At 65.1% G+C, this 26,051-nt stretch carries 24 protein-coding genes; 8 read left to right on the forward strand and 16 right to left on the reverse strand.

What is annotated here, in order from left to right; all coding sequences use genetic code 11:
* Positions 1-74 precede the first annotated feature (74 nt).
* Together CAL22_RS16980 and CAL22_RS16985 are read left to right on the forward strand one after the other, a co-directional pair.
* Positions 75-776, forward strand: coding sequence for a response regulator (locus CAL22_RS16980; protein WP_094815277.1), 702 nt, complete (start codon positions 75-77; stop codon positions 774-776).
* 12 nt (positions 777-788) lie between these two features.
* The gene (locus CAL22_RS16985) at positions 789-2,267 is read left to right on the forward strand and encodes a sensor histidine kinase (protein ID WP_094815279.1); all 1,479 of its coding nucleotides are present in this window, start codon (positions 789-791) and stop codon (positions 2,265-2,267) included.
* Between the two features lie 14 nt (positions 2,268-2,281).
* Here the strand turns inward: CAL22_RS16985 and CAL22_RS16990 are convergent, their stop codons facing one another.
* Positions 2,282-3,334, reverse strand: coding sequence for a cytochrome d ubiquinol oxidase subunit II (locus CAL22_RS16990; protein WP_094815281.1), 1,053 nt, complete (start codon positions 3,332-3,334; stop codon positions 2,282-2,284).
* Positions 3,331-4,668, reverse strand: coding sequence for a cytochrome ubiquinol oxidase subunit I (locus tag CAL22_RS16995; RefSeq protein WP_094815283.1), 1,338 nt, complete (start codon positions 4,666-4,668; stop codon positions 3,331-3,333). The genes CAL22_RS16990 and CAL22_RS16995 overlap by 4 nt, the downstream gene beginning before the upstream one ends.
* Before the next feature lie 118 nt (positions 4,669-4,786).
* Between CAL22_RS16995 and CAL22_RS17000 the strand changes: the two genes are divergently transcribed.
* The 4 genes from CAL22_RS17000 to minE all read left to right on the forward strand — a co-directional run bounded on the left by CAL22_RS17000 (position 4,787) and on the right by minE (position 8,761).
* Positions 4,787-6,547: a glutamine--tRNA ligase/YqeY domain fusion protein gene (locus tag CAL22_RS17000; RefSeq protein ID WP_094815285.1), complete on the forward strand. Its 1,761-nt coding sequence runs from the start codon at positions 4,787-4,789 to the stop codon at positions 6,545-6,547.
* A 186-nt stretch (positions 6,548-6,733) separates the two neighbouring features.
* Positions 6,734-7,576 carry a septum site-determining protein MinC gene (gene minC / locus CAL22_RS17005; RefSeq protein WP_094815287.1) on the forward strand — a complete coding sequence of 281 codons (843 nt, stop codon included), beginning with the start codon at positions 6,734-6,736 and terminating at the stop codon, positions 7,574-7,576.
* 93 nt (positions 7,577-7,669) lie between these two features.
* Positions 7,670-8,485, forward strand: coding sequence for a septum site-determining protein MinD (minD, locus tag CAL22_RS17010; protein WP_094815289.1), 816 nt, complete (start codon positions 7,670-7,672; stop codon positions 8,483-8,485).
* A 3-nt stretch (positions 8,486-8,488) separates the two neighbouring features.
* Positions 8,489-8,761: a cell division topological specificity factor MinE gene (minE, locus tag CAL22_RS17015; protein ID WP_005015207.1), complete on the forward strand. Its 273-nt coding sequence runs from the start codon at positions 8,489-8,491 to the stop codon at positions 8,759-8,761.
* Positions 8,762-8,853: 92 nt separating this feature from the next.
* On the opposite strand, the gene CAL22_RS17020 is transcribed toward minE, so the two are convergent.
* From CAL22_RS17020 to CAL22_RS17035, 4 genes are all read right to left on the reverse strand, one after another.
* The gene (locus CAL22_RS17020) at positions 8,854-9,075 is read right to left on the reverse strand and encodes a glycine zipper 2TM domain-containing protein (protein ID WP_094815291.1); all 222 of its coding nucleotides are present in this window, start codon (positions 9,073-9,075) and stop codon (positions 8,854-8,856) included.
* A gap of 194 nt (positions 9,076-9,269) precedes the next feature.
* Complete coding sequence (locus CAL22_RS17025) at positions 9,270-9,803, reverse strand: isochorismatase family protein (protein WP_167383670.1); 534 nt, start codon at positions 9,801-9,803, stop codon at positions 9,270-9,272.
* A gap of 50 nt (positions 9,804-9,853) precedes the next feature.
* Positions 9,854-11,527, reverse strand: a complete 1,674-nt coding sequence (gene ettA, locus CAL22_RS17030) for an energy-dependent translational throttle protein EttA (protein ID WP_094815294.1) — start codon at positions 11,525-11,527, stop codon at positions 9,854-9,856.
* A 94-nt stretch (positions 11,528-11,621) separates the two neighbouring features.
* Positions 11,622-12,503 (reverse strand): DMT family transporter, encoded by an 882-nt coding sequence (locus CAL22_RS17035; protein WP_094816742.1) that lies wholly within the window; start codon positions 12,501-12,503, stop codon positions 11,622-11,624.
* 151 nt (positions 12,504-12,654) lie between these two features.
* Here CAL22_RS17035 and CAL22_RS17040 point away from each other — a divergent pair, with 151 nt between their 5' ends.
* Positions 12,655-13,161 carry a hypothetical protein gene (locus tag CAL22_RS17040; RefSeq protein WP_094815296.1) on the forward strand — a complete coding sequence of 169 codons (507 nt, stop codon included), beginning with the start codon at positions 12,655-12,657 and terminating at the stop codon, positions 13,159-13,161.
* A 15-nt stretch (positions 13,162-13,176) separates the two neighbouring features.
* Here CAL22_RS17040 and CAL22_RS17045 read toward each other — a convergent pair whose 3' ends face one another.
* The 6 genes from CAL22_RS17045 to CAL22_RS17070 form a co-directional block, all read right to left on the reverse strand.
* Positions 13,177-14,172, reverse strand: a complete 996-nt coding sequence (locus CAL22_RS17045; protein ID WP_094815298.1) for an ABC transporter ATP-binding protein — start codon at positions 14,170-14,172, stop codon at positions 13,177-13,179.
* Positions 14,169-15,143, reverse strand: a complete 975-nt coding sequence (locus CAL22_RS17050) for an ABC transporter ATP-binding protein (RefSeq protein ID WP_094815300.1) — start codon at positions 15,141-15,143, stop codon at positions 14,169-14,171. Before CAL22_RS17050 ends, CAL22_RS17045 begins: the two co-directional genes overlap by 4 nt.
* Before the next feature lie 7 nt (positions 15,144-15,150).
* Positions 15,151-16,065: an ABC transporter permease gene (locus CAL22_RS17055; RefSeq protein WP_094815301.1), complete on the reverse strand. Its 915-nt coding sequence runs from the start codon at positions 16,063-16,065 to the stop codon at positions 15,151-15,153.
* Positions 16,065-17,054 carry an ABC transporter permease gene (locus CAL22_RS17060; RefSeq protein ID WP_094815303.1) on the reverse strand — a complete coding sequence of 330 codons (990 nt, stop codon included), beginning with the start codon at positions 17,052-17,054 and terminating at the stop codon, positions 16,065-16,067. Before CAL22_RS17060 ends, CAL22_RS17055 begins: the two co-directional genes overlap by 1 nt.
* A 61-nt stretch (positions 17,055-17,115) precedes the next feature.
* A complete protein-coding gene (locus tag CAL22_RS17065) occupies positions 17,116-18,687 on the reverse strand; it encodes an ABC transporter substrate-binding protein (protein ID WP_094815305.1) in 1,572 nt (523 codons plus the stop codon).
* Between the two features lie 169 nt (positions 18,688-18,856).
* Positions 18,857-19,792: a glycosyltransferase family 2 protein gene (locus tag CAL22_RS17070; protein ID WP_094815307.1), complete on the reverse strand. Its 936-nt coding sequence runs from the start codon at positions 19,790-19,792 to the stop codon at positions 18,857-18,859.
* 197 nt (positions 19,793-19,989) lie between these two features.
* Here CAL22_RS17070 and CAL22_RS17075 point away from each other — a divergent pair, with 197 nt between their 5' ends.
* Positions 19,990-21,033, forward strand: coding sequence for a LysR family transcriptional regulator (locus tag CAL22_RS17075; RefSeq protein WP_094815309.1), 1,044 nt, complete (start codon positions 19,990-19,992; stop codon positions 21,031-21,033).
* Between the two features lie 22 nt (positions 21,034-21,055).
* Here CAL22_RS17075 and CAL22_RS17080 read toward each other — a convergent pair whose 3' ends face one another.
* The 4 genes from CAL22_RS17080 to CAL22_RS17095 all read right to left on the reverse strand — a co-directional run bounded on the left by CAL22_RS17080 (position 21,056) and on the right by CAL22_RS17095 (position 26,007).
* Positions 21,056-22,963, reverse strand: a complete 1,908-nt coding sequence (locus tag CAL22_RS17080; protein ID WP_094815311.1) for an LTA synthase family protein — start codon at positions 22,961-22,963, stop codon at positions 21,056-21,058.
* Between the two features lie 184 nt (positions 22,964-23,147).
* Positions 23,148-24,308, reverse strand: coding sequence for a D-alanyl-D-alanine carboxypeptidase family protein (locus CAL22_RS17085; RefSeq protein ID WP_094815313.1), 1,161 nt, complete (start codon positions 24,306-24,308; stop codon positions 23,148-23,150).
* Between the two features lie 119 nt (positions 24,309-24,427).
* Positions 24,428-25,375, reverse strand: coding sequence for an arsenic resistance protein (locus CAL22_RS17090; protein WP_167383671.1), 948 nt, complete (start codon positions 25,373-25,375; stop codon positions 24,428-24,430).
* Positions 25,375-26,007 carry a LysE family translocator gene (locus CAL22_RS17095; RefSeq protein WP_094815317.1) on the reverse strand — a complete coding sequence of 211 codons (633 nt, stop codon included), beginning with the start codon at positions 26,005-26,007 and terminating at the stop codon, positions 25,375-25,377. The genes CAL22_RS17090 and CAL22_RS17095 overlap by 1 nt, the downstream gene beginning before the upstream one ends.
* Positions 26,008-26,051 lie beyond the last annotated feature (44 nt).

The following is a 26,051-nucleotide window of genomic DNA, read 5'->3' on the forward strand; positions in this document are numbered from 1 at the left end:
AATTTTGCTGGGGTTTATTTCAGATCGTTTCTTTCCACTTGTCGGATAAGCCCAAGCCCGGGCACTATCTCTGCATGGATAGCCCTCATACCAAATTGCTGGTCGTCGACGACGATCCGGCGCTGCGACAATTGCTGGCCGATTACCTCAATCGGCATGGCTACGACACCTTGCTGGCCCCGGACGCCAACGATCTGGCCGCGCGCATCACCCGCTACGCCCCCGACCTCCTGGTGCTCGACCGCATGCTGCCCGGCGGCGATGGCGCCGATGCCTGCCGCCGTCTGCGCGAGCAGGGGGAAGACATCCCCGTCATTCTGCTGACCGCTCGCGACGAGGCTGTCGACCGCATCATCGGCCTGGAAGCCGGCGCCGACGATTACCTGGGCAAGCCTTTCGATCCGCGCGAGCTGCTCGCCCGCATCGAGGCCGTTCTGCGCCGCAAGCGCGGCCCTTCGGCCCTGGTCAAGGACCAGCCCGTCAGTTTTGGGCCTTTTCTGTTCGACCCCACGACCCGCCAGCTGCTGCGCGACGGCACGACAGTCAAACTCACCGGCGGCGAAATCAATCTGCTCGAAGCGCTGGTACGCAATGCCGGCAAGCCGCTGTCGCGCGAACGCCTGCTCGCGCTGGCCCGCGATGACGACAGCGGCGAGCGCAATGACCGCGCCATCGACATCGCCATCCTGCGTCTGCGCCGCGCCATTGAAGACGATCCCAAGCAGCCGCGCTGGATCCAGACCGTCTGGGGTATCGGCTATCGATTCTCGCCCTGAACGGCGCCCGCGATGACCTTCCCGCTGTCCCGCATCCTGCCGCGCTCGCTGCGCACCCGGCTCATCCTGCTGGTGCTGGGATCGGTGTTGCTGGCGCAGGCCGCGACCTTGGGCACGGTCTCCTATTACCGGCATAAATTCATCGAGGACGTGGCGATCGGCTATATCGCCACCACGATACGCACGCTGCGCGCGGCGCTGGCCCAGGTCCCCAGCGAAGACCGGGCGGAGTTCGTGCGCGTGGCGTCGCAGAACCAATGGCGCTGGTGGGCCCGGGGCCTGCCTGCCGAAGCGCGTCTGCAACGCCTGAACCGCCCGCCCCCCGATCGCATGGGCCCGGATGGCATGTTGCCCCCGCCGCCCGACGGGCCGCCGGGCATGATGCGCCGGCGCTTCGACGACGATGACGACATGCGCCGCCGCCCGCCTCCGCCGCCTCACGATGACGTCCGGCGCGACCTGCGGCAACTGGTGCAAGAGCTCAACCTGCGCCTGAACGACGGCACCCGGGTGGCCCTGTCACGCGGGCCGCGGCCGGAGATCTTCATTTCGCTGGCGCCCAACACTGCCAGCGAAGATGTGCCCGCCCTACGCGAATGGCTGGTCATTCCGCTCGATCGCCTGGATCCCCCGGTGGCCACGCCCATGGTGGCTTTCTGGCTGGGCGGCCTGGGCTTGGTGCTGCTGCTGGCCGCGGGCTTCTCGTGGCATATCACCCGGCCGCTCACGCGGCTGGCCGATGCCGCCGACAGGCTGGCCGCCGGCCAGCCGCAGCGCGTCGAACCTTCCGGCCCGCACGAAACCCGCGTCCTGGGCGAGCGCTTTAACGCCATGCTGGATGCGCTGGCCGAGTCCGACTCCGTGCGCCGCACCCTGCTCTCGGGCCTGCCCCATGATCTGAAAGGGCCGTTGTCGCGCATGTGGCTGCGCATCGAGATGACCGACGATCCGACGCTCAAAGAGGGCTTGCGCAAGGATCTGCAAGACATGCAGCACATGGTGGATCAGTTCATCGGGTTTGTCCGTGGCACCGATCCCGCGGCCTACCGTTACGCGCCGCTGAACCTGAACGAATGGATCCGCGAACGCGTGCACAGCTGGAAAGGCGCCGGCACCGATATTTCACTGAGCACGGCCGACGACGATGGCCTGACCATACAGGGCGACGCGGTGGCTTTGGGCCGCCTGCTGGATAATCTGATCGGCAATGCGCTGCATCATGGCGCCCCGCCCATCGATGTACGGCTGCTGTGCGATACGCGCGACGCCATCATCGAAGTGGCCGACCACGGCGAGGGCATCGCGCCCCAGCGCCGCGCCGAAGCCTTGCGCCCCTTTGCCCGCCTGGACGGCGCCCGCACCCGCACCGGCAACGTTGGCTTGGGCCTGGCGCTGGCCGAGGCCATCGCTCGTGCGCACGGCGGGTCGCTCGAACTGGACAGCGACAACGGCGGCGGCCTGCTGGTGCGGATACGCCTGCCGCGCGCCTGACCCTGTCCGGAGGCTCAGCCCGGCGGCGGCAACAGGGCCGCGGGGCGGCGCTCCCGGCCGAATACCGACCGGTAGGCCAGGATATTGAACACCACCACCACCGGCACACCGATGACCACGCCCGCCATCACCAGGCGCATCGAGTCCAGCGCGCCACTGCCGTCCCAGATCGTCATGTCGTCCAGGATCAGGTAGGGGAAGAAACTGTAGCCCAGCCCTGCCAGCATCAGCAGATAGAGCATCACGCACAACACGAAAGGCAGCCAGGCGAAGCGGTCCGCCTTGCCAGGCAGGCGGGCGAGCAACATCTCGGCCACCACGAACCCCAGCAGCATCAGTACCCACACGCCCGCCGCGGCGCCCAGGTGCGCGGCGTTGCTCCACTTGTAGAAAATGCCCGCATTGGCCAGCCCCAGCGTGACGGCAATGGCCACCATGCCGGCCGCGGTCCAGCGGATGCCGTGGCGCGCCCATGAGACGGCGCGGCGCTGCAGTTCGCCGTCGATGCGCATGACCAGCCAGCAAGCGCCCAGCAGCGCGTAAGCGGCGACCGCGCACAGCCCGACGAACAGCGAGAACCAGCCATAACCCGCGTCGCTTTGATAGTCGGTGGCGATGCGCCCCAGCACCATGCCCTGCCCGATGGCCGCCAGCAGCGACCCGACCCAGAAGGCAAAGATCCAGCGCGGTTTGACCTCGGTGCTGGCACGGATGCGGAACTCGAACGCCACGCTGCGCAGCATGATGCCCAGGACCATGACGACCAGGGGGCCGTAGAGCTTGCCCATGATGGCGCCCCAGGCAAAGGGGAAGGCCGCGCCCAGCAAACCGATGCCCAGCAGCGGCCAGAACTCGTTGGCATCGCGCCAGGGGCTGAGCAGGCCCATCATGCGGCCGCGCTCTTCGGCGGGCGCAAATTGCAGCAGGATGCCGACCCCGATGTCGAAACCATCGAGCACGATGCCCGCTGCGATCAACAGCATGAGCAGGCCCATGAACACCATGGGCATCCAGAACGTGGGATCCTCCGGGCTCAGGCCCAGGGATGCGGCCAGGGTGGCGATCATGGTTTGCCTCCGATCTTGCGCACGGGCACCACCCCATAGCGCGCGGCGTGAAACAACATGCCGATGAAGGCGCTGAGCAGCAGCGCATAGAGCGCGCCATAGCCCGCCAGCCCCCACCACAGCGTCGAGGCCGGGACGGCGCTGAGGACTTCGGATTGCGTGACCGTGCGATTGACGACATAAGGCTGCAATCCCACCTGCGCCACCCAGATGCCCAGCACGACCGACAGGCCGCCGGAGAACATCATGCCGGTCAGCACGCGCAGCCACCAGCGCGGCATGGCGGCCGGGTCATAGCCGCGCCGAAAGCTCAGGCAGAAAGACAGCACCGCGGCCACGAACATCAACCCGCCCAGCAGCCATGCCGCGCGCAGCGCCAGAAAGACAAAGGCCACCGGCGGCGACATCCCGGAGAATTTATCCAGCCCGATGTAGCCCGTCTCGGCATCCTGGGCCAGCCAGCGCCCGCCGGCGCCGCTCCAACCCAGGGCGCCCCGGTTGCGTTGCGCCGCCGGGTCGGGCACGCCCAGCAGGACGACGGAAGGCGTCGTGCCGCTGTGCCAGTAACCGGCCAGCGCTGCAGCCTTGGCCGGCTGCAGCCGGGCCACCACCTCACCCAGGCCCCAGGCCGCGGGCGCCTGCAGCAAGGCGGCCGCCAATGCGATCACCAGCGCGGTTTTGTACGCCTGGCGTTCGCCGTCGACCAAAGGTCGGCGCAGGGCCTGCAAGGCCGTCACGCCCATGATGAGAAAGGCCGCAGCGAGGAATGCGCCCAAGACGGTCAGGCCCATGCGCCAGCCGAAGGAAGGATTGAAGATTACGCTGACCCAGTCATACACCTGATAGCGGCCATCGACGATGGCCGCGCCATCGGGGGTTTGCAGCCAGGATTGCAGGGCCACCGCCCACCCGACCGCGACCACCTGGCCGATGGCCACCATCAGCACGGCCAGGGTGTGGGCCAGATCGGAAACCCGGCGCTGCCCGAAGAGCATGACCCCCAGAAAGCAGGATTTCAGGATAAAGACCGACAAGACGCCAAAACCCAGCAGCGGGCCGGCCACATTGCCGATCTTGTCCATCAGGCCGGGCCACAGGCTGGCGAGCTGGACGAGCACCGGCATGGCGCTGGCCAGCGCCAGCACGAAGGACAAGGCGAAAATACGCACCCAGAACCGGTAAGCGGCCAGCCAGCCGCCCTGCCCGCTGCGGGCGCGCAACTTGAAAAACAGCAGAATCCAGGCCAGCGCCATGGAAAAGGCCAGGAACAAGGCCAGGAAGCTCAGGCTTGCCGTGAACTGGGTCCGGGCCAGCTGAAGAGGGGCGATATTCATGATGGGCGGTAGTGTAGAGCCACTTCCCCGAGCTTGGGAGGCCGGTTTGCAACGGAAGTCCTTCGCGAACGTGGCAAAATGGGTCTTTTGTGGCCGCATTTTTCGACTTCGCCCCGGAATGACCCAGACCCCCACGCCTCACGCAGCCAGCAACTACCTGCGCAACATCATCGAAGAAGACCTGGCGGCAGACCGCTTCCAGGGTAAGCGTTGGGCCGGCAAGCCCGGCCCGGCTTCCGTGCAGGCCGCGGGCGCGCCCGACCCGGCGCGCATCCGCACGCGCTTCCCGCCCGAGCCCAACGGCTATCTGCACATCGGGCACGCCAAGAGCATCTGCGTGAATTTCGGCATGGCCCAGGAATTCGGCGGCGTCTGCCACTTGCGCTTTGACGACACCAATCCTGAGAAGGAAGACCAGGAGTACGTCGACGCCATCATGGAGGCCGTGCAGTGGCTGGGCTTCGACTGGAAAGCCGATGGCAACGACAACCTGTTCTTTGCCAGCGATTACTTCGAGTTCATGTATGAATTCGCCGAAGCGCTGATCCAGGCCGGCCATGCCTTCGTCGATGAGCAAAGCGCCGACGAGATCCGCGCCCAGCGCGGCACCCTGACCGAACCCGGCACCAACTCGCCTTTCCGCGACCGCCCGGCGGCCGAGTCGCTGGCCCGTCTGCGCGAAATGCGGGATGGCGTGCATCCGGACGGCAGCCTGGTGCTGCGCGCCCGGATCGACATGGCCTCGCCCAACATCAATCTGCGCGACCCGGTCATGTACCGCGTGCGGCACGCCACCCACCACCGCACTGGCGACAAATGGTGCATCTACCCGATGTACAGCTGGGCGCATCCGGTCGAAGACGCCCTCGAAGGCATCACGCACAGCATCTGCACGCTGGAGTTCGAAGACCAGCGCCCCTTCTACGACTGGATCCTGGCGCGCCTGGCCGAACTCGGCAAGCTGGCCCGTCCCTTGCCTCATCAGTACGAGTTCTCCCGCCTTAACCTGACCTACATCGTCACCAGCAAACGCAAGCTGCTGCAACTGGTGCGCGACGGCCACGTGGACGGCTGGGACGACCCGCGCATGCCCACGCTGTTCGGCATGCGCCGCCGCGGCTACACCGCCTCGTCCATCCGCCTGTTCTGCGACCGCACCGCCGTCTCGAAGTCGGATTCGCGCATCGATTACAGCCTGCTGGAGCAGGCCGTGCGCGACGACCTGGACCCGGGCACGCCCCGCTCGGTCGCCGTGCTCGACCCGGTCAAGCTGGTCATCACCAACTATCCCGAAGGCCAGAGCGAAAACTGCAAGGCGCCCATCAATCCGCATGACCCCGAGGCCGGCCACCGCGAGTTTCCGTTCTCGCGCGAACTCTGGATCGAACGCGACGATTTCCGCGAAGAAGCGCCCAAGAAGTATTTCCGCCTTTTCCCCGGCAACCAGGTGCGCCTGAAATACGGTTATGTGGTGCGCTGCACCGGCTTTACCAAGGACGAAGCCGGCAAGGTGATCGAAGTGCAGGCCGAGTACCTGCCCGACACCAAGAGCGGCACGCCGGGCGCCGACAGCGTGAAGGTCAAGGGCAACATCACCTGGGTCAGCGCGGCGCACGCCGTGCCTGCCGAGGTGCGCCTGTATGACCGCCTGTTCGCCGACCCGCACCCGGATGGCGGTGACAAGGACTTCCTGACCTGCCTGAACCCCAACTCCATCCAGACCGTGCGCGCCTGGCTGGAGCCGGGCACCCGGATCGAGCCGGGTGCGACCTGGCAGTTCGAGCGCCTGGGTTACTTCACGGTGGACAGCCAGGACTCGCGTCCCGAGGCGCCGGTGCTCAACCGCATCGTCACGCTCAAGGACTCCTGGGGGGCCTGACCGCCGCGCCCTCCGCCGCTCGCGCAACGCCCCCGCCACGGGGGCGTTGTCGCATCCAGACGCCAAGCGTCACAAAGGCCTGGCAAACGCGTTTGCACTGCCACCGAAGGCGGTCAGCCGGGTTATCATGCCCGACATTCCTGACCGGTCCTCGCCCGCTGGCGGACCGACCGCAAGACACCCCTGATGACAACCGAACCCCTCGCCCTGGATTTCAAAAGCGCCACGCTCTATGCCATCCGCGTGGTGCTGCATAGCGCCGACCTCACATCGCTGCAGGAGGCGCTGGCCAGACGCATGGCAGACGCCGGCAGCTTCTTCGAGAATGAGCCCGTGGTGATAGACGCCAGCCGTCTCACCGAAAAAGTGGATTGGCCCGCGCTGGTTCGTGCGCTGGCGGCGCACAACCTGCCGCCCATCGGCGTGGTCGCCGAAGGCGCCAACCTGCAAGGCGCGCGCGAAGCCGGCCTCACGCCCGTGGAGCTGTCGGCCACCGCGCCGCGCGCGCCCCAGGTCGTCGACCCCGCGCCGCCCAATCATGTCTCGACGCCGGTGCCTGCCGCGCCGGAAGCCAGCCCGGCTGCCAAGCAGCAGATCAGCGCCGGGCTCAACGGCGATGCGCAGGCCGTGCCCACCCGCGCGGCGCGCGAGACGACCGCCGCGGCCAACCATACGCCCGCCGCGCCCCAATCCTCGACGGCCCTGGTCATCACCAAACCGTTGCGTTCGGGCCAGCGCGTCTACGCCCGCCACACCGATCTCGTGATCATCGGCATGGTGAGTCAGGGCGCCGAAGTCATCGCCGACGGCAATATCCATGTGTACGGGCCGTTGCGCGGCAAGGCCATGGCGGGCGCGCGCGGCGACACCTCCGCGCGCATCTTCACAACGCATCTGGATGCGGAGCTGCTGGCCGTGGCCGGCGTCTACCGCGTGGTCGAAGACCGGCTGGACCGCAACCTCCACAATCAACCCGCCCTGGTGCGGCTCAACGGCGATACATTGCATATCGAGGCGCTCAAAGGCTGAGGCCGCAGCGTCTCCCACACACTTGTAAGAAGCCATTAAGGGCTTTTTGCTTTACGATAACGCGATTTATACGAACATAAGGGTTTGATCGTCATGACACGTATTGTTGTGGTGACTTCCGGCAAAGGCGGGGTGGGCAAGACCACCACCAGCGCCAGCTTTTCCTCGGGCCTTGCCATGCGTGGCCACAAGACCGCGGTCATCGACTTCGACGTCGGCCTGCGCAATCTCGACCTCATCATGGGTTGCGAGCGGCGCGTGGTGTACGACTTCGTCAACGTGATTCAAGGCGAGGCCAGCCTCAAGCAAGCCCTCATCAAAGACAAGCAGCTCGAGAACCTCTTCATCCTGCCGGCTTCGCAAACGCGCGACAAAGACGCGCTGACGCAGGAAGGCGTGGGCAAGGTCATCGAAGACCTGAAGGAAATGGGCTTCGACTACATCATCTGCGACTCGCCGGCCGGGATCGAAACGGGCGCGCTGCTGGCGGCCTATTACGCCGACGACGCCCTGGTCGTGACCAACCCGGAAGTCTCCTCGGTGCGCGACTCGGATCGCATCCTGGGCATTCTGGCGGCCAAGTCGCGCCGTGCCGTCGAAGGCGACGAGCCGGTCAAGGAATACCTCCTGCTGACCCGCTACAACCCCAAGCGCGTCATCGACGGCGAAATGCTGTCCCTGGGCGATATCGAAGACATTCTGCGCATCAAGATGATCGGGGTCGTGCCTGAGTCGGAAGCGGTGCTGCAGGCGTCCAACCAAGGCCTGCCCGCCATCCACCTCAAGGACACCGATGTCTCCGAGGCCTACAAGGATGTGGTGGCCCGCTACCTGGGCGAAGAACGCTCGCTGCGCTTTACCGAATACGAAAAGCCCGGCTTCCTGAAGCGCCTGTTCGGAGGAAAGTAAGCAATGTCCTTCCTGTCGTTTCTGCTCGGCCAGAAGAAAGCTTCGGCCAGCGTCGCCAAAGAACGGCTCCAGATCATCCTGGCGCATGAGCGCTCGGGCCGGGGAGATTCTCCCGATTACCTGCCGCAACTGCAGCAGGAGCTGGTTGCCGTGATTTCCAAGTACGTCAAGATCAATCCCGACGATATCAAGGTCAACCTTGAGCGCCAGGACACCCTGGAAGTGCTCGAAGTCAAGATCGAAATGCCGCAGAGCGAAACACAGGCATCTGCCTGATACCGTCAGCCCCGGGCCTGGCTCGGGGGCTCAAAACAAACGCCCTGCGCTGGCGCGCAGGGCGTTTGTTTTTTGCGCAGCGCGCAGAGCGCTTACTTGCCGACCTGATCGCCGATCACGCCGCCAATCGCCGCTCCGCCAACGGTGCCGAGGATGCCGCCATTGGTGATGACCGCGCCGGCCACGCCACCCAGGGCCGCGCCGCCCACCGTACTCTTCTGGCGATGGCTCATGCTGTCCCAAGAGGAACAGCCCGCCATCGACGCGGCCATCAGGACCGCCAGGCATGCTTTGGATAGGGTTTTGATCTTCATAGGATTCTCCTGTTCTCGTGCCGGGGATCGCGCACTCGCGGCAGGTCTTACCCCCTACGCGCGTCGGGCGCGCCCCTTCTGGATGACCCATTCAGGATGACAAAAACCGAGGCCGCATGCTGTGAGCGTTGCCCAATTTGTGTATCGAGAAATGTAATTTCTCTACATCATGGACAAAATGTTTCTCGGCCGCCCTATTTGACCAGCTTCAACACTTCGCGAAAGCGCGGATGCTCGCAGGTTTCCATCCACTCGAAGATGGCCATTTCGCTGGTGACGATGTCGGCGCCCGCGGCACGCGCCCGGCGCAGGGCCGCATGATGATCGGCCGCCTTGCGTGAGCCGACCGCATCGGCCACCAGCACCGCGCGCCAACCTTGCTCACGCAACCCCAGCACCGTCTGCAGCACGCAGATATGGGCCTCGCAGCCCGTCAGCAAGACGGTTTTGCGCGCCGGCGGCAGCCAGGCCTCGAAGCCGGGCTCCCGCATGGCCGAGAAATGCATTTTCTGAAAGGTCGATTGCAGCTGCTCGCGCAGCGGCGCCACGGTGGCGCCCAGCATGCGGCTGTGGTGTTCGGTCGCCACCACGGGCACATCGAGCAGGCGCGCTGCCCGCGCCAGCTTGTCGGCCGTGGCCAGCACCGCCTCGCCGCGGTCTATCACCGGCATGAGGCGCTCCTGCATATCGATCACGAGCACGATGGATTGGTCGGCGCGCAGCAACATGGCAATCTCCGGCAGGCGGAGGGCCGCGCGGGCCCTCCGTTCGGGCAGGTTTACTTCAGGGCCTTATAACGCAGGCGCTTGGGCTTGGCGCCCTCGTCGCCCAGGCGGCGCTTCTTGTCGGCTTCGTACTCTTGGTAATTGCCGTCAAAAAAGACCACTTGCGAATCGCCTTCGAAGGCCAGGATGTGGGTCGCGATACGGTCCAGGAACCAACGATCGTGGCTGATGACCATGACGCTGCCAGGAAACTCCAGCAAGGCGTCTTCGAGCGCGCGCAGCGTTTCGACGTCGAGGTCGTTGGACGGCTCGTCCAGCAGCAGCACGTTGCCGCCGGCGATCAGGGTCTTGGCCAGATGCAGACGGCCACGCTCACCGCCCGAGAGTTGGCCCACCACCTTGTTCTGATCACCGCCCTTGAAGTTAAAGCGCCCCAGATAGGCACGCGATGGCATTTCGAACTTGCCCACGGTCAGGATGTCGGCGCCATCGGCCACGGCATCGAAAACCGTCTTTACGGCGTCCAGCGAGTCGCGTGATTGGTCGACATAGGCCAGCTTGACCGTCTGGCCCAGCTTGACCTCGCCCGAATCCGGCTGCTCGCGGCCGGCCAGCATGCGGAACAGCGTCGACTTACCCGCCCCGTTGGGACCGATAATGCCGACGATGGCGCCCGGCGGCACCTTGAAGCTCAGATCATCGATGAGCAGCCGGTCGCCATAGGCTTTGCTGACATGGTCGAACTCGATGGCCTCGTTGCCCAGACGATCACCCACCGGAATGAAGATTTCCTGGGTTTCGTTGCGCTTCTGGTATTCGTAGGAAGACAGCTCCTCGAAGCGGGCAATACGCGCCTTGGCCTTGGCCTGACGGCCCTTGGGATTCTGGCGCACCCATTCGAGTTCTTTCTTGATGGTCTTCTGGCGGGCCGATTCGCTGGCCTCTTCCTGCTTCAGGCGCGCTTCTTTCTGCTCGAGCCAGGAGCTGTAATTGCCCTTCCAGGGGATCCCATGGCCACGGTCGAGTTCGAGAATCCACTCGGCGGCGTTGTCCAGGAAGTAGCGGTCGTGGGTGACGGCCACGACGGTGCCCGGGAATTTGTGCAGGAACTGCTCCAGCCACTCGACGCTTTCGGCATCCAAGTGGTTGGTGGGCTCATCGAGCAGCAGCATGTCGGGCTTGGACAGCAGCAGGCGGCACAGCGCGACACGGCGCTTCTCGCCCCCCGACAGATTACCCACCGTGGCATCCCAGGGCGGCAGGCGCAGCGCATCTGCGGCGATTTCCATCTGATGCTCGATGTCGTCGGAGCCGCTGGACGCGGCGGCGGCGATCACGGCCTCGAGCTCGGCCTGCTCGGCGGCCAGGGCATCGAAATCGGCATCCGGCTCTGCGTAGGCGGTGTACACCTCATCGAGGCGTTTCTTGGCGTTGAAGACCGCGCCCAGCCCTTCTTCGACGGACTCGCGCACCGTGTGTTCGGGATTGAGCTGCGGCTCCTGCGGCAGATAGCCGATGTTCAGACCCGGCATGGGGATGGCTTCGCCCTCGATCTCCTTATCCACGCCGGCCATGATTTTGAGCAGCGTCGACTTGCCCGAGCCGTTCAGGCCCAGCACGCCGATCTTGGCACCGGGGAAAAAAGACAGGGAGATGTCACGCAGGATCTGCCGTTTGGGCGGCACGATCTTGCCGACGCGATTCATGGTGTAGACGTATTGGGCCATGGACTCGGTGAGAAGGATGCAGAGGAATACCGGATTGTAGGCGGTAACCGCCAGCGCCGGGACGACACGCTGCCGGCCGGGTCTGCCCGCTGGCTCAGGAAGAGGCCGCGGCCGCTGCCGGCCGCCGCAGGCGCACCTGAGCCAGGCTCACGCCGGCCAGGGCAAGCAGGCCGCCGACGATGTGGTAGCCATGCGGCCGCTCGCCCAAGGCCAGGGCGGCGATGGCCACCGTCGCCACCGGCATGAGGTTCAGAAAAATGCTGGCCCGGTTGGGGCCCAGATAGCGCACGCCCTGCATCCACAGAAAGGGCGCGAAAAGCGAAGGAAAGATCGCCGCGTACAACACGAGCGGCAGATTCTGCAGGTTCAGCGGCGAAGGCGCGGCGAACAGGAAAAAAGGCAATTGAAACAAGACCACGAAGGCGGCCTGCATGAACAGCGACTGCCACACGCCGATCTGCAGATGCCATCTGCGCAGCAGCACCCCGTACAGCGCATAGGACAACGCAGCCAGCGCCATCAAGCCGTCGCCCAGGCTGCCGCCGATGGCCAGCAACCGGGCGGGATGCCCCTCCCCTATCAGGATGCCCAGGCCGAATAGCGCGACCAGGGCGCCAAGCACGGCCATGACGGTGGGCGGCTCGCGCAACAACAGCGAACCGACCACGATGGTCATCAGCGGCACCGTGGAGGTGATGATGCCCATATTGGTGGCCGTGGTCGTGGCCGCCGCGACGTAAGACAAGCCCTGGAAGACCGCCATGCCCAATGCGCCCAGCACGGCCAGCCGCCACAACAGCGGCCGGATGCGCCCCCATTGCCGGACGACGCCCGGCAAGGCGAAAGGCGCCAACAGCGCCAGCGCGATCAGCCAGCGGTAAAAACTGATGGCGGCCGGCGAAATGACGCTGGCCGCCATCTTGGTCACCACCATATTGATGGACCAGATGAGCGCGGCCAGCAAAGGGAAGACCATGTAGCGGGCGGAAGCGGAAGGCATGACAGGCAAAAATAGGGGGAAACCCCCGGATAGTAGCGCGCAGGCCCGCCCGCCTTGGCCGTGGCCCTGCCAACAGCGCGGGAAAGCGCGACAATACGGTTTTCGCAACCCAACTGCCAGGTAACTCATGTCCGCATCCGCCAAACCTCCCGCCGCGCTCGCGCGTTTCAGCGAGCCCGAACTCGAGATGCTGGCCAAAACCGCCGACGCGCTGAGCGCCTATCTGGGCCAACCCGTGCTGGCGGAAGTGGCCGAGGGCGAGGAAGGCACCGAATGGGCCGCCTTCGGCGTGGCGCTGGACGCCGACGCCAAGGAAGAGGACGAGCGCCCCCATATGCAGATGGGCGGCCCGGGCGCCCGCATCCTGGGCGGGCGCGGCGGGCTGCCCGACACCGCCGCCCAGGCCTATGAGTGCCTCTACCTCTGGGCCATCCAGATCTCGCTCACCGAGGGCGAGCGCTTCATCAAACTCGATCAGGAAGGCGAGGAATGCGCCTGGTCGGACGTCCTGTCCGACGTGCTGCCATTTGACCTCAGCGAGAACGCCGAAGACGTCCTGGACGATGACGAAGCCGAGGACGACGATGATGAGGATGACCACCCGCACCACGACCATCACGGCCATCGCCACTGAGCCGGCAGCCCGCGGCTAGTCCAGCCGGCCCTCCTGCACGGCATGACAGGCCACGATCGCCCCGCTGGCTGCGGGCAAGGCCTGCGGCGCTTCACTTCTGCAACGCGCATTGGCTTGCGGGCACCGCGGGTGAAACGTGCAGCCGGGCGGCGGATTGAGGGGATTGGGAACCTCGCCCGCCACCGCGGTGCGCGATTTGCCCGTGCCGTTCAGGTCCGGGATGGCTTCCAGCAACATGCGCGTGTAGGGATGCTGCGGCCGCTGAAACAAGGCGTCGCGGCAGGCCACTTCGACCAGGCGTCCCAGATACATGACCCCCACCCGGTCGGCCACATGGTGCACCACGGCCAGATTGTGCGAGATAAAGAGGTAGGTCAGCCCCAGTTCGCGCTGCAGGTCCTTCATCAGATTGAGCACCTGCGCCTGCACCGACACGTCCAGCGCCGAGGTCGGCTCGTCGCACACCAGGAACTCCGGCCGCACGGCCAGCGCACGCGCAATCGAAATACGCTGGCGTTGCCCGCCTGAGAACTGATGCGGATAGCGGCTCTGATCGGCCGGATCCAGGCCCACCTGGCCTAGCAATTCCGCCACACGCTGCTCGCGCTGGACCGCGGTCATCGAGGTGTGGGTGAGCAGCGGCTCGGCAATGATGCGTCCCACGCGCCAGCGCGGATTCAGGCTGGCATAGGGGTCCTGGAAGATCATCTGCAGCCGGCGGCGCAACGCCTGGCCGCGCCGCCCTTGCATGTTCGACAAGGGTTGATCGGCGAAGGTGATGCTGCCTCGGGTCAGATCGTAAAGACCGACCAGCATGCGCGCCACGGTGGACTTGCCACAGCCTGACTCGCCCACCAGGGCCAGGGTTTCGCCGCGGGCGATCTCGAAAGACACGCCATCGACCGCCCGCAGCATGACCCGGGGTTTGCGTGCGAGTTTGCGCTCCAGCCAGGGCGCTGACACGTCGAACCAGCGCGCCGCGTCCTTGACCTGTACCAATGCATCACTCATGCCCTGCTCTCCTGCTGCAGCAGCCAACAGGCCGCGCGCGACGCGCCGGCCGGCACCAACTCGGGACGGTCACGGCCGCAGCGCTCCATGCGCCGGCCGCAACGCGGATTGAAGGCACAGCCCGGCGGAATCGCATTGAGCCGCGGCATGCTGCCGTCGATCTGGACCAATCGCCCGGCCGTGCCATCCAGCTTGGGAATGGAGCCCATCAGGCCGGATGTGTAGGGATGATGCGGGCGGTGGATGACATCACCCACCGGACCGAGTTCAGCCACTCTGCCGGCATACATGACGGCAACCCGATCAGCGGTCTCGGCGATCACGCCCATATCGTGGGTGATCAGCATGACGGCCGCCCCCTGCTCCCGGCAGAGTTTTTTCAGCAACTCGATGATCTGAGCCTGAATGGAGACGTCCAAGGCCGTCGTGGGCTCGTCGGCCACCACCAGCTTGGGCTCGGCGGCCAACGCCAGCGCGATCACCACGCGCTGGCGCATGCCGCCCGAGAACTGATGCGGGTAGTGATCGATGCGTTCGCGCGCGGCCGGAATCCCGGTCGCGGCCAACAAGTCGATGGCCCGCTCGCGCGCCTGTCGTGGCGTCAGCGTCAGGTGCGTGACAATGGTCTCGACCAGTTGCTGCCCCACGGTATAGAGCGGATTGAGCGACGTGAGCGGATCCTGGAACACCGCGCCGATCTGACGGCCGCGAACCCGGCGCATCTGGGCTTCCGGCAGGTTGTCGATGCGCCGGCCCTCGAGCAGGATTTCGCCGCCGCTGATCCGTCCGGGCGGCTCCAGCAGCCCGATGATGGCCGCGCCCGTCAGGGACTTGCCCGCGCCGGACTCGCCCACCACCCCCAGGATTTCGCCGGCGGCGAGGGAAAAAGAAACGTCATCCAGGGCCTTGAGCACGCCGCGCCGGGTGGGGAACTCGACCGACAGATGGTTGACCTGTAGCAATGGGCTCATGGCTGCCTCAATTCAGACGCGGGTTGAGGGCATCGCGCAGCCAATCGCCCACCAGATTGACCGACAACACCAGCAAGACCAGCGCGGCGCCAGGGAAAATGGTGATCCACCATTCGCCGGAGAACAGGAAATCGTTGCCGATGCGTATCAAGGTGCCCAGCGATGGGGCGGTCGGCGGCACGCCTACACCCAGAAAGGACAAGGTGGCTTCGGTAATGATGGCCGTGGCCAGGTGCACGGTTGCCAGCACCAGCACCGGGCCAGTGACGTTGGGCAGGACATGGCGGAACATAATCACCAGCGAGGGCACACCGATGACCCGGGCCGCCTGCACGTACTCGCGGTTCTTCTCGACCAGGGTGGAGCCGCGCACGGTGCGCGCATACTGCGGCCACCCCGCCAGCGCGATGGCGCCCACCAGGACCGGAAAGGCGATCATCTCATGCATGTCCCGCGGCACCACCGCCCGCGCCACGCCGTCGATCAGCAAAGCGATCAGAATGGCCGGGAAAGACAGTTGGACATCGGCCACGCGCATGATGAGCGCATCGATCCGCCCGCCGGCATACCCGGAAATCAAACCCAGCACCACCCCGATGAGCATCGACAGCGCCACCGACGCCAGGCCGATGAGCAGCGATACGCGCGTGCCATAGAGAATGGCCGAGTAGAGATCGCGCCCCTGGCTGTCGGTCCCCAGCAGATACTTGCCCTGGCCATTGCTGTCCCAGGCCGGCGGCAACAGCGCATCGAGCAACTCCACCGAAGCAAGATCAAAAGGATTGTGGGGCGCTACCCATTGCGCGCCGAAGGCGCCCACCAGCATGAGCAGCAGCACGACGCTGGCCACGATGGCCACGGGGGTGTGCCGCCAGGACCAGCACAGGTCGCCATCCCACCAACGTTTGAGTGTGGCGCGCATCAATGGCCTCCGCCCTGGCGCGAGAGCCCGGCACGCAGCCGGGGATCCACCACGAAATACAGCAGATCGACGGCCAGATTGATCAGCACGAAAATCAGCGCGATGAGACAGAGATAGGCCGCCATGACCGGGATATCCGCGAACTGCACGGCCTGGATAAAGAGCAGACCCATGCCGGGCCACTGAAACACCGTCTCGGTCACGATGGCAAACGCGATGATGCCGCCCAATTGCAGCCCCGTGATGGTGATGACGGGCACCATGGTGTTCTTCAAGGCGTGGCCAAAATGGATCGCCCGGCGCGTCAAGCCGCGCGCCCGGGCGAACTTGATGTAATCGGCCCGCAGCACTTCCAGCATTTCCGAGCGCACCAGGCGCAGCACCAGCGTCATCTGAAACAGCGACAGCGTGATGGCGGGCAGAATGAGATGCTTCCAACCGCTGACAGTCAGCAGGCCCGTACTCCACCAGCCCAGTTTTACCGTCTCGCCGCGGCCATAGCTGGGCAGCCATCCCAGATGCACGGAGAACACCAGGATCAGCAGGATGCCGATGAGAAAAGTCGGCAGCGACACACCCAGCAAGGAGCCTGCCAGCACCAGTTGCGCCACCCAGCCCTTGCGCCGCAATGCGGTGTACACGCCCAGGGGCAGGCCGACCACCAGGGCCAGACAGGCGGCGACCAGCGACAGCTCCAGCGTGGCCGGCAGACGGCTTTTGATCAGGCTGGACACCGGCTCGCTTTGCCGCAAGGAGATACCAAAGTCGCCCTGCGTGGCGTTACCGATGAAGCGCGCGAACTGCAGCGCGGCCGGGTCGTCCAACCCCAGCTTGTGGCGCAACTCGGTGCGCTCGGCGTCGGTGGCGTCCTGGCCGAGCATGATGGTCACCGGATCGCCCACATACTGAAACAGCACGAAAGCCAGCAAGGCGACGGCCACCATCACCGCGGCGGCCTGCAGGAGCCGGCGAAGAATGAATGCAAACATAGAAGCTCACTGCGAGGCGCGGCAGCTCGTGGGCCAGCCGCCGCGCGTGACGCGATGCAGATCAGTCGACCTTGACCCAGTCGGCCACCAGGCGATTGTCGGCGCGATGAATCACGCTGACATTCTTGCGCATCGCCCAGGGGATGACCTGGTCATGCAGCGGAATGTGCCCGAACTCCTTGGCATGCATTTCCAGGGCTTTGTGGATGTCGGCGTCGCGTTTGGACGTGTCGGTCTCGGTCTTGACGCGATCGATGATGGCATCGACCTCTTTATTGCTGTAGTTGCCGATGTTGTACATCCCGTCGGCGCCCTCGCCCTTGGTGTGAATGAGGTTTTGCAGCGTGTACATGGCGTCGAACGTCGGCACGCCCCAGCCGAACAGGTAGACGCTCGTATCGTGATTCTGCACCTTGGGGAAATAGGTCGCGCGCGGCATGGCGTTGAGCGACGCCTTGACGCCGACCTTGGCCCACATGCCCACGACGGCCTGGCAGATGGCCTCGTCATTGATGTAGCGGTTGTTCGGACAGTCCAGCGTGAAATTGAGGGTGCCGTCGTAGCCGGCATCCTTGAGCAGCGCGCGCGCTTTCTCCGGGTCATAGGGCACACGTTTGTGCAGATCCTCGGCCCAACCGTGCACCTGGGGCGCGATCATGGTGCCGGTCGGCGCGGACAAACCGCGCATCACGGCGCGCTTGATCGCATCGACATCGATGGCGCGGTAAAGCGCCTCGCGCACCCGCACATCCTGGAAGGGGTTCTTGCCCTTGATGTTCGAGTACAGCAGCTCCGGCCGCTTCTGGTCGTAACCGATATAGATAGTGCGGTACTCGTTGCCCTCGACCACCTTGGCCTGTTGCCGCAGGCGGTCCAGATCCTGCGCCGCCGGGTCGAGCACGAAGTCGATTTCGCCCGACAGCAGCGCGGCCGTGCGGGTGGCGTTCTGCTTGATGGGCGTGAAGACCACCTCGGTCACATTGCCCACCTTGTCTTTCTTGTTCCACCAATCGGGGTTCTCCTCGAAGGTGGTGCGCACGTCGACTTCACGCGACTTGAGTTTGTAAGGCCCGGTGCCGTTCGTGTTGCGCGCGGCGTAGGTTTCTTCCTTGTTGACGAAATCCTGAGGCTTGGCGACATTGTGCTTTTCCGCCCACGCCCGGTTCATGATGAACACATTGGGTAGTTGGCGCAGCAACACGGGGTTGGGCGCGGTCGTCTCGATCTCGATCGTGTGATCGTCGACCTTGCGCGCTTCCTTGATGCCGGTGGTGTAGGCCTTGTAATTGGACGTCGGCGCCATGGCCCGGTGGATGGAGAACACGGCATCGTCGGCGGTAAACGGCGCACCGTCGTGGAACTTGACCCCCTCGCGCAGCTTGAAGCGATACAAGGTGGGCGAGACTTGCTCCCAGGAGGTTGCCAGGCGCGGGACGACCTTGAAATCCTTGTCGTAGTCCACCAGCGGTTCGTAGACATAACTGTTGGCCGCGATGGTCATGCCCTCGTTCTGCGAATGCGGGTCGAAGGTGAGGATATCGCCTTGCGCGGCCCAACGCAGGGTTTTGGCCTGCGAGGCCAACGGCATGGCGACGGTGGCGGCGATCGCCAGCGCAATCAGGGTACGGCGCATAGGAACTCCTGACATTATTCTGAATGACCGGCGGATATTGCCGTAGCGCAGAATGCCGCGTCAATTCAGGGTTTGCGCGCATAGGCAGGCCTGTATCCCGGATCGCCGAAAAAGGCGGAAGGATATGCATATCGGGACGGGGAATATCGGCGCGCGCCCGGCGCCGGCGTCAGGACAAACCGCGCCCGCGATCACGCAGGTAGAGCAGATACCCCAAAGGCCACATGAGCCAGACCAGCATCCGGCCCAGCGGATGCGTCAGCCGATGGCTGCCGACCGCTGTCTGCCGGCCCGAATGCTCCAGCAGCAGCCGAAAGCGCGTATATCGCGCCGCGGCCAGCAAAAAGTCTTTGGGCCGGAAACGCAACTGCGCGGTGTGATGTTGCAGCATGTCCCAGGCCAGCAGATAAAGCCCCTGGGCATTGCCGCTCAGAGAGACCTGGCCTTGACTCAGGCTATCGGCAGACGCGTGATAGATGCGGACCACGCGATTGATGAAGCGGCTGCGATAGCCGGCTCGGGCAATGGCCCACCAGACCAGGCTCTCGGGCACGAAGCCGGGCGCATCCTGCGGAAAAGGAAACTGACGCAGCACATCGGTGCGCATGCAACCGAATTTTTCGCCCCGCACCCGCCGGCGGAAATACATATCCACCGCATCGCTGTCCAGGACATCCGCCGGAAAACGATCACCGACGATGCTGCCGTCAGGCCGGGCGCACAGGCCCGTGACAGCGACAAAGCCGGGGCGCTCGGCCACGGGAATATCGCGCCATGCCGCGTCCAGGATGGACAGGGCATCGGGCGTCATCTCGTCATCGCTGTCCAGCGCCACGATGAATTCGCCCTGGGCCTGCCTCACCCCCAGATTGAAGGCGGTTTTCTTGTGCTGGTTTTTTTGCCAGACATAACGGATGGGGAAAACGTTGTCCGCCTGCCATCGGCTCACGATCTGATGGGTATCGTCGGTGGAGCCATCATCGACGATGAGCCACTCGAAGTCGCGCAAGGTCTGCCCGACCAGAGACTGGTAGACACGGTGCAGCATGGCCGCCCGGTTATAGGTCGGCGTCAGAACGGTGAAGCGATAAATGGGTTTTTCCATGCGTTTGGGGCCTGTCGCTCACCAACTATGCCGTGATCTGCCAGTGAAACCTCTATGCGTCGAAGTTTAGGAAAGAAAAACCGCGAATTTGTGCCAATACAAAGCCAATTGAAATTCAATATATCAATATATTGCTGTGGCACGCAGATTCTGCGCGGTACACTTTGCCCTCGCGGACACCTGCAAGCGCCCACCCTATGGAACCGAATACCGTCCAGCTCAACGACATCGCACTGTTCGTCGAGGTCGCCAAGCGCAAAAGCTTCAGCCTGGCGGCCAGGGCGCTGCACATACCGACGTCGACCTTGTCGCGGCGCATCGGCCAGCTCGAGCGCGCGATCGGACTACGCCTGATCAACCGCAATACGCGGCGGCTGGAGCTCACTGACGCAGGGTCTATTTATCTGCGGCGCTGCCAGGGCCTCATCGACGAGGCGCGTCTGGCGCAAGAGCAGTTATTGTCATTGTCGAGCAAGCCCAAGGGGCGGTTGAGCATTTCCATGCCCTACAGCCTGGCCATCTGGCTGCTGCCCACTTCGCTACGCGCGTTCATGGATGCCTACCCGGACCTGGAATGCGAGTTCGACCTCAACATGAAGTCGACCGCGGACTCGCAAGGCGAGCCGTTCGACATCGTGCTGCGCTTTGGGCGCGAAGGCAGTGATTTTCACGACGACAACTCGGTTATCGTCGATGAGATCATCCGCCTGGACAACTACCTGTACGCATCGGACGCCTATCTGGAGCAGTACGGCGAGCCGCGCACGCCTGCCGACCTGACCCGGCACCAGTGCCTGCGCACCGCCATCGACGAAGCGCACTCTTTCTGGATTCTGAGCAACGGCAAGCAAACCGAGCGCATCGCCATCAGCGGCCACCTGGCCGGCAACAACATTAGTGTCATGGGCACGTTCTCGGGGCTAGGCCTGGGCATTACCCGCCTGCCTTTCTGCCAGGCGCTGGACCCCATCATCGAGCGGCATTCGCTGCGGCGAGTCTTGCCGCAATGGCATGTGCAACCGATCTCGATCTACGGCCATTTCCCGCAGCAGATCCTGCCAGCCAAGACCCGCGCTTTCATGGACTTCATCCGCCCGCAACTGGGGCCGGCGGATGGGGCTTCGCTGCCGCCGCACAAAGCGCCGGCCGTCGACAACGACGCCGCCGACCCCTCGCCGGCGCCGGCGTCTGCCGCCAAGCGCCGGGACCGCCCGCAGGCGCCGGACGCATCGGCGCACTGAGGCCGAGCCGCGCCCGGGCGCGTCAGCGTTTCTTGCGCAGATGCGGCAAGGTATAAGCCTGATCGCGATAGACCCGCTGCGGCCATAGCGCATGGGCTAGCGTCTTGCGGATCGCCTCCGGATCCGGCGGCACGATGGGCGTGTAGTCATCCCCCCCCAGGTACCGATATTGCGAGCCGGGTTTGCCGGGCTCGAGAATGGTGAGCGTCTGCTCCTGCAGCAAGCCATAGACGTCGCCGTATTGCATCACCGCACGCCCTCCGGCGGCGGGATCGGTGAGATCGGCGCCGATCATCGGATGCTCGCCCTCCACCCCCAGCAGCGACAGCAACGTCACCGGAAAATCAATCTGGCTGACCACCCGCTCGTCCACGCGCGGCCGCACCGAGCCGCCCAGAATCAAGGCCGGAATGTGGAAATGCCGCAAGGGGATGCGCTGCTTGCCGCCGACGCGCACATCGTGGTCGGCGGTCACGAGAAACACCGCGTCGTCCCAATAGGCGGATTGCCGCGCGCGATCGAAGAATCGCCCGATGGCCCAGTCGGCATAGCGCACCGTATTGCCCACGGTCGCCGGGTCGCCCACCGGCGTGATCCGCCCGGCGGGGTATTCCCACGGAGAGTGATTGCTGACACTGAAGGCCAGGATGAAGCACGGCTCATCCCCGGCCTGCTCGAGCACGGCGTGTACGCGATTGAACATGTCTTCATCGCTAGCCCCCCAGGTACCGACAAAGGCAGGGTTGTCGAAGGTCTTCAGGTCGTAGAGTTCGGTAAAGCCATTGCCCAGGAAAAAGGCCTTCATGTTGTCGAAATGCGCTTCGCCCCCATAGACGAAGCAATTGCGGTAACCCTGCTGACCCAACAGCTGCGCCAGCGTGAAAAAGCGCGACTGCGCGCCGGGCAGGCGCAGCGCAGCCTGTGACAGCGACGGCGGAAATCCCGCCGACAACGCTTCCAGCCCGCGCACCGAACGGGTGCCCGTGGCAAAGGCGCGCTTGAACATCCAGGCATCGGGTGCCAGGCGATCCAGCTCGGGGGTGCAGCCGCTGCCGCCCAGATGGCCGACGAATTGCGCCCCCAGGCTCTCTTCGACGATGAGCACCAGGTGGCGCTTTTTACGCGGCTTATCGGCCGGCACCTGCCTGTGCAAGGTGGGAATGGCAGGATCCATGGCCGGGCCCTCGATACGCGATGCGGCGCGCACCAGGGCCTGGATTTCCGCGTCGTCCATATCGCCATACGCCCGGCTGGCCGAGGCCTCGTTCTTGAGCGAGTACACGGAGAACATCACGTTGTAGAGCGAGTTCAGCGCCAGCGCGTTGACCAGGCCGTCGCCGCAAAAGGCCACCGTGGACGGATTGATGGGGCGATGCTTGAGCGTGCCGCGGATGACCAGCACGCAAAGCGCGATGCCCGCCAGGGTGAGCAGAGGCCGCCACCACCAGGCCAGCACCGGCTGCGCAAACAGCCAGTCCTGGCTGAACAGCCGCCAGCCCAGCAAGGCCAGCGCGGCCAACAGCGCCACCCCCAGAAAGAGCGCCAGCCGGTACTCTTTGAAGAGCATCGAGAAAACTTCACGGGGGTACTTCAGATAAATGACGTACAACTGATTGGGCCGGGTGTCGTACTCGATGACGTATTGCGGGGTGGAACACTCCAGCAGGCAGATGATCGACCAGGCGATGACCAGCCAGACACCATTGACGGCGATGGCGGCGGGCCAATGCCCCAGCCACGGCGCCAGCGCCAGCGGCAGGGCGACCATGATGCCGATCAAGTGGGCATCGATGCGCAGCCCGCCCACCACAATGCGCCAGGGCTGCCGTGCTTCGGCAACGCGCTTGCGCTGCCAGAGCATCAGGGCAAGCCGGCTCAGCGTCAGAAAGACGAAGGCCGCGACGATGAAGACGAAAATCTGAGAGTACATTCGCTGGTACCTGAACCCTGGGCGCGGTCTTGCGCCAAACCGAGACCTTAGAGGAAAAGCCGTCAAATTTTCATGATCGGCCGACGTTCAGCCAGGCGGCCGGTGCTGCAGCTTGGCCGCCCAACGCACGGCAGCGCCGGATTGTTTCATGGGGCCGGCGCCCGATCAACGCGTGCGAACCGGGCTAGCCCCCTGCGCCCGGGCCAATCTTGAGCGTCTCGCCCACCCAGAGCCTGGCAGCGTCCATCATACGGCCGACCGCAGAAGCGGGCGCGACCGCCTCGCCGGCCAGCAGGGGCGCTTGCCCCACGACCTGCCCGCCGACCAGCCAGCGCACCTGCCCGATCTGCTGGCCAGCCTGCAAAGGAGCGCGCAAGGGCGCGTTCAGGACGACCTGGCGCTCGGGGATCTGCCCGGCGGGCACGGCCAGATAAGGCGCATGGCGGGGAGCGTAGCTGACCTGATCGGCCGCGCCCATCCACACGCGTGCGTTCGCTGGCGCGCCCCACGCCGGGGCCAGATCGTAGGCTTGATAGCCCCAGTCGAGCAAGGCCTGACCTGCCTGGGTACGGCTTTTATCCGAATCCGTGCCGGTCACGACCGCGATCAAGCGCCGGGCCACGCCCTGCTCATCGCGGCTGGCCGTGGCAATGAGACAGTAGCCCGCGGCGCCCGTGTGCCCGGTCTTGATGCCGTCGACACTGCTGTCCTGCCACAACAGCCGGTTGCGGTTGCGCTGGCGAATGCCGCCGTACTCGAACTCGCGCTGGGCGTCGAACCGCGCCGCCCATTGCGGGAAATCGGCCACATAGCGCTGCGCCAACCGGGCCAGATCACGCGCCGTGGAGTAGGTCTGCGGATCGGGCAACCCTGCCGGGCTCGCAAACCGCGTGCGGGACAAGCCCAGCGCGGCCGCGCGCTCGTTCATGCGTGTCACGAAGGCCTCGACCGACCCGGCGCTGGCTTCGGCCAACGCCACGGCCGCGTCATTGCCAGACTGCACCATCAGCCCGGTAAGCAACGCCGCAACGCTGACCTGCTGCCCCGGCTCGAGAAACATGCGCGAACTGCCTGGCGGCACGCGCCAGGCGCGCGTGGAGATACGCACCGGCTGCTCGAGCGCCAGGCGCCCGGCGGCCAAGTCTTCGTAGATGAGATAGGCCGTCATGATCTTGGTGAGCGACGCCGGCTCGATGCGGCTGTCGGCCTGGCTGGAGGCCAGCTCCTGCCCGGTGGTGACGTCCAGCAGCAGCCAGGCGCGGGCATCGATCGCAGGCGGGGTGGCGGCCTGTGCGCTCACGGCCCACGCAAACAGGGCCAGGCCGAGGGGAATCTTCAGTTTCATACAGCTTAAGTGCGTCCGGCAGGACGCTTATCGTGGCGGCCCATCAAGGGAGGAAGGCAAGCCCCGGCCAGCCGGGGCGAACGGTTCGATCCGAACGGGCCGCGCGGAGTTCCCCGTCCTCATCGGGGCGGCGCAAGGGTGGTGGCCACTTTGACATAAATCAGCTCGGCCGCAAGTTCTATCAGGGTCTGCGTCAGGATGACGGCGGGCAGCACGGGCAGCGCACCGGGGATCGCCAGCCCCATGGGCAACACGACGAGCGAGTTGCGTGTGGCGGTACTGAAGGCCACCGCGCGCCGCTGCGCCAAGGGCAAGCTGCGGGCCAGCATCCAACCCAGCATCGGGGCGGCCAGGGCAAAAGCGATATAAAGGGGCGCGACCGCGCGTACGGCGCCCCACGCCTGGCTGATCTCGGGCGTCATGGCGGCGACCACGACCGCCAGCACTGCGGCGGTCGCCGGCACGGGCAGAATCCCCAGCCCGTGCACCACCCGCGCGCCAACGTGGCCGCGACGCCCCCAGGCCTGACACCCTGCCGCCAGTAGAAAGGGCAGAACGATCAGCGTGACAAAGGCCCGGAGAAAGGGCTCCCAAGCCATCCACTGTCTGGCCTGCGGGCCGAGAAACACCCCCAGATACAGAGGCAGAAGCAGCATCTGCACCGCCAGCAGCAGCGGCGTGGCGGCCAGCAGCGCGCGCGCATCGGCGCGACCGAGATGGGCGAAGGTCACCACATAATCGATGCAGGGCGCCAGCAATACCAACAATACGCCCAGCCGTATGACGGGATCGTCCGGCACCCAAGGCAGCAAGGCGGCCACCAGCAAGGGCACGGCGACGAAATTCGCCAGCAAGAGCACACGCACAAAACGCAGATCGCGCAAGGCGCCGCGTAACTGCGCCAGCGGCACCTGCAGAAAGGTCGCAAAGAGCATCAGCGCCAGCAAGGGCTCGATGGCCACCGACAGACGGCGCGTCCCCGGTGCGAGCCAGGCTGCGATCAAGCCCAGGAGGACCGCGCCGAAATAGATGGAGACCTGCTTGGCTTCCAGCTCCTGGCGCGACATCACGGCGCCAACCGGCGCAAAGTCAGCAAGCCCGCGCCAAAGCAGACAAAGACGCCCCCCATCAGCCGGTCCACCCACCGCACCACGCTCGCACGCGTGAGCGCGGCGCGCGCCTGGCGCGCCAGCAATGCGTAGATGTGCAGGGAGCACAACGACATCAACATGAAAATCCCGGTCAACATACAGAACTGCGGCATCAAGGGCTCGCCCGGCATGATGAACTGCGGAAACAGCGCCGCGAAGAAAAGTATCGGCTTGGGATTGGTGAGCGCCAGGCCCACCGCCTCGAGGAAGTAGGCCCGATTGGCGCGGCGCGGCAGGACGTCCTTATCGGCGATCACCAGAGGCGAGCGGCCGCGCAATTGTCTGAAACCCAGATAAAACAGATAGCAGGCGCCCAGAATCTTGACCGCGAGAAACAGGGCCGCCGAGGTGCGCAGCAATACCCCCAGGCCCAGCATGGAAGCGGCGGACAGGCAGAACAGGCCCGCCACATTGCCCAACGCGCCGAAGCAGACCGCCCGCATGCCCGGGCCCAGCGAATTGCGGATGGCCAGCACCGTTGCCGGCCCTGGGCTGACGACCGAGATGGCGGCAAGAGCGCAATAGGCCAATAGCACTTGGGTCTGCATGGTGATCTCCGGGGGGCAGCGAAGAATCTTAGCGCATAGTGCTC

The organism is Bordetella genomosp. 12 (genome assembly GCF_002261355.1).
Classification (GTDB): Bacteria; Pseudomonadota; Gammaproteobacteria; order Burkholderiales; family Burkholderiaceae_B; genus Bordetella.